The sequence below is a fragment of the Streptomyces sp. NPDC051218 genome (genome assembly GCF_044455475.1).
Classification (GTDB): domain Bacteria; phylum Actinomycetota; class Actinomycetes; order Streptomycetales; family Streptomycetaceae; genus Streptomyces.
The window spans coordinates 1-4,204 of record NZ_JBITEU010000037.1 but is presented as its reverse complement, the minus strand read 5'-3'; the positions used below and the strand labels follow the sequence as shown (position 1 = coordinate 4,204).

Below are 4,204 nucleotides of genomic sequence, written 5' to 3'. Positions count from 1 at the left end.
TCCACCCGCGCACACACCGCATCAAAAGCATCCGCGAACACCGCAAACGCCCCGTACAACTCCCGACCCATCCCCAACCGCTGCGCACCCTGACCCGAGAACAACAGCGCCGTGGACCCCTCACGGACTGTTCCTCGGATGACCCCGGCGAACGGCTCGTCCGTCGTCAGCGCCGCCAAGCCGTCGGAGTACCCCGCGGCGTCCTCGGCGAGCACGACGGCGCGATGTGCCAGTCCGAGGCCCGTCGTGGCGAGTGCCCGGCCCGCCGCGACGGCGGAGACGCCTGGGTCGTCGCAGAGCGTCATGAGCCCCTCCGCCCGCGCGTGCAGCGCCGCGCCGGAGTGGGCTGAGAAGGCCCATGGCAGTACGGAGTGCTGGGCAGGTGCCGAGGGCACGGCGACATCGGCCTGTTCCAGGACGACATGGGCGTTCGTGCCGCTGATCCCGAACGAGGAGACGGCCGCCCGACGCGGTCGGTCGGCCCGCGGCGTCCACGGAGTGGTCTCGGTGAGGAGGCTCAGGCTGCCCGTGTCCCAGTCGACGGACGGTGACGGTTCTGCTGCGTGCAGGGTGCGGGGCAGCTCGCCGTGGTGCATCGCCAGCAGCATCTTGATGACACCGGCGACACCCGCCGCCGCCTGCGTGTGCCCGATGTTGGACTTCACCGACCCCAGGTAGAGGGGTTCCGAGCGGTCCTTGCCGTACGTCGCAAGGAGCGCCTCCGCCTCGATCGGATCACCGAGCTTCGTACCCGTACCGTGTGCCTCCACCGCGTCGACCTCCGACGGCCACAGCCCGGCCGAGGCCAGCGCGGCGCGGATCACCCGCTGCTGCGCGGGGCCGTTCGGCGCGGTCAGGCCGTTGGACGCACCGTCCTGGTTGACCGCGCTGCCCCGCAGCACCCCGAGCACGCGGCGGCCGTGGGCTCGTGCGTCCGAGAGCCGCTCCAGGAGCACAAGACCGACGCCCTCCCCCCAGCCGGTGCCGTCGGCCGAGGCCGCGAAGGCCTTGCAGCGCCCATCGGCCGCCAGGCCGCGCTGGTGGGCGAACTCGAGGAACGCGGTGGGCGCGGCCATGACCGTGACACCGCCCGCGAGCGCCATCGAGCACTCTCCCGATCGCAGTGACTGCGCCGCCAGGTGCAGGGCGACCAGGGACGACGAGCAGGCGGTGTCCACCGTGACGGCCGGGCCCTCGAGACCGTACGTGTAGGAGATCCGGCCGGACAGCACGCTGGCCGCGCTGCCGGTGGCCACGTGTCCCTCAAGACCCGATCCGGTGGTGGGGAACAGCCCGGCGTAGTCCTGGCCGTTCGTGCCCGCGAAGACGCCGACACGGCTGCCCTTGAGGGAGGCGGGGTCCAGGCCGGCCCGCTCGAAGGTCTCCCAGGAGGTCTCGAGCATCAGCCGCTGCTGCGGGTCCATGGCCTGCGCCTCGCGTGGGGAGACGCCGAACAGATCCGCGTCGAAGCCGGCCGCGTCGGCCAGGAAGGCGCCGCGACGTGCGAAGTCGGGGGCGTCGCGCAGGTCCCAGCCCCGGTCGGCGGGGAAGTCGCCCACCAGGTCGAGGCCTTGGGACAGCAGATCCCAGAATTCCTCCGGGGTGGCCGCGCCGGGGAATCGGCAGCCCATCGCGACGATGGCGATGGGGTCTTCGGGCGCGGCGGACGCAGGGAGGCCAGGGGGCACGGTAGCAGAGGCGGCGGCTTCAGCGCCTCCGGTCAGTTCGGCGCGCAGCCGGGTCGCGAGGGCGGCCGGTGTGGGGTGGTCGAAGATCAGGCCGGCCGGGAGCGGGAGCCCGGTGGCGGCCCGTAGAGAGTTGCGCAACTCGATGGCGGTGAGCGAGTCGAAGCCCAGGTCGCGGAACGCCTTGTCGGGCGCGACGGCGGCCGCCGTACCGTGGCCCAGCACGAAGGCCGCCAGGGTGCGCACCAGTTCCTCGGTGATCCGGCGTCGCTCGCCCTCACCTGCGGCGGCGAGGCGCGCCGCGAGGCCGGTGGCATCGCCGGAGTCGTCGGCGCCGTCCGGTGTGTCGGTGGGGACGAGTTCGCGGAGCAGCGGACTGGGCCGTGCCGCGGTGAAGCCGGCGGCGAACCGTGTCCAGTCGACGTCCGCGACGACGACGGCAGCGCCGGCCGTCCCGTCGCCGTCCGCGACCGCGCCGCCGAGCATCCGGCTGAGGACGGTGACGGCGAGGTCTGGTGGCAGGGGGGTCAGTCCGGAACGGCGCAGCCGCTGAGTGAGGGCCTCGTCCTCGGCCATGCCGGTCTCGGCCCACGGCCCCCAGCCGATCGACGTGGCGGGCAGTCCCTGGGCGCGGCGGCGCTCGGCGAGTGCGTCGAGGTGGGCGTTGGCGGCGGCGTAGTTGGCCTGGCCCGCCGTGCCGACGGCGCCGGTGAAGGACGAGAAGAGGACGAAGGCGTCGAGTGGAAGGTCGCGCGTGAGGGCGTCGAGGTTCTCGGCGGCCAGGGTCTTGGCCCGGAGCACCTGTTCGAAGCGATCGGGAGTCAGGCCGTCGAGTACTCCGTCGTCCAGCACACCGGCTGCGTGGACGACGGCGGTGAGCCGGTGCTGCTCCGGTATCTCGGCGAGCAGGGCGGCGAGTGCGTCGTGGTCGGCGACGTCGCAGGCCACGGCCGTCGCCGTGGTGCCCACTGCCGCCAGTTCGGCGGCCAGCTCCGCGGCGCCGGGCGCCTCGGGTCCGCGCCTGCTGACGAGCAGCAGCCGGGTGTGGCCGCGCGCGGCGAGCAGGCGGGCCACCTGGGCTCCGAGCGCGCCGGTGCCACCGGTGACCAGCACGGTGCCGCTGGTGCGGGGCTTGGGGGTTGCGGCCAGGGGAATTGGTGCGGCAGCGACGAGACGGCGGGCGAAGACGCCTTCCGCCCGGATCGCCACTTGGTCTTCCTCGTCCGCGCGTGCACCCCTGGCAGCGAGTACGGCGCAGAGCCGGTTCCCGGCGCGGGCATCCAGGGTCTCGGGCAGGTCGATCAACCCGCCCCAGACGTGAGGGAGTTCGAGGGCGGCGCCCCGGCCGAAGCCCCAGATCTGGGCTTGGGCGGGGTCGGGCGGGCCGTCGGCGCGGCCGGTCGAAACCGCGCCCCGGGTGAGGGCCCACAGCGGGACGTCGGCGTCGGCGCAGGCCTGGGTGAGCGAGAGCGTGGCGGCGAGCCCCCGGCCGAGGGCCGCCCCCGTGCGCAGCACGCCGGTGTCGGTCCCCAGCAGCGAGACGACGCCCGCCAGTTCGCCGCAGGAACGCAACTGGTCGGCGAGGGCGGCCCGGTCGGCTCCGGGGTCCGGCAGGGCGAGGACGGTGGCGCCGCTTCGCCGCAGCACGCCGGCGACCTGCGCGCCCAGGCTGTCAGGGTTGTCTGCGCTGTCCGGACTATCCGGGCTGTCCGGACTGTCTGCGCTGTCCGGACTGTCTGCGCTGTCCGGACTAACGACGAGCCAGACGCCGTCGAGCACGGCGGGCGCCGCAGCGACGGGCCGCCAGACCGACCGGTAGTACCAGGATCCAACGGCCGCCTCGGTGCGCCGGCGGTCGTGCCAGGACGCGAGGTGCGGCATCAGGTCGGCGAGCCCGCGCCGTGTTGCGTCGTCGGGGAGCCCCAGGGTGTCGGCGAGCCGGTCAACCTCGCGCCCGGCAACGGCCGTCCAGAATCCGGTCTCGGCCCGTTCGCGGGGGGCCGTGATGCCGTCGTCGGCCACGGTGTCGGGCCAGAAGCGCTGGTGCTGGAAGGCGTACGTCGGCAACTCGATGGCATGGCCCCCGAGCGGCGCGCAGTACCTGTCCCAGGCGACGTCGGTGCCGTGTACGTACATCTCGGCGATGCCGCGCAGCAGTGTGGCGTGCTCGTCGTGGCCGGAACGCAGAGCGGGGACGGCGGTCACGTCCTCGATGAGGTGCGGGACGAGGGCGGACAGGGCACCGTCGGGGCCGAGTTCCAGGAACCGGGTAGCGCCCGCCTCGTGAGCACGGCGCACCGCGTCGGCGAAGCGGACCGGCTCCCGCACCTGACCCACCCAGTAGGCGGGGGTGGCGATGTCGCCAGGCGCGGTGGTGTCCACCGGGATCTGCGGGGCGTGGAAGGTCAACGACTCCGCCACCGCCGCGAACTCGGCCAGCATCGGCTCCATCAGATACGAATGGAACGCGTGCGAGACAGCCAACCGCTTGACCCGCACACCCTGCACCCGAAGCCGCT

Annotated in this window: 1 protein-coding gene; it reads right to left on the bottom strand. The window is 73.6% G+C overall.

What is annotated here, in order from left to right; translation table 11 throughout:
• Window positions 1-4,204, bottom strand: a 4,204-nt coding sequence (locus ACIBCK_RS39130; protein ID WP_399398144.1) for an SDR family NAD(P)-dependent oxidoreductase, incomplete at both ends; no start/stop codon positions are given.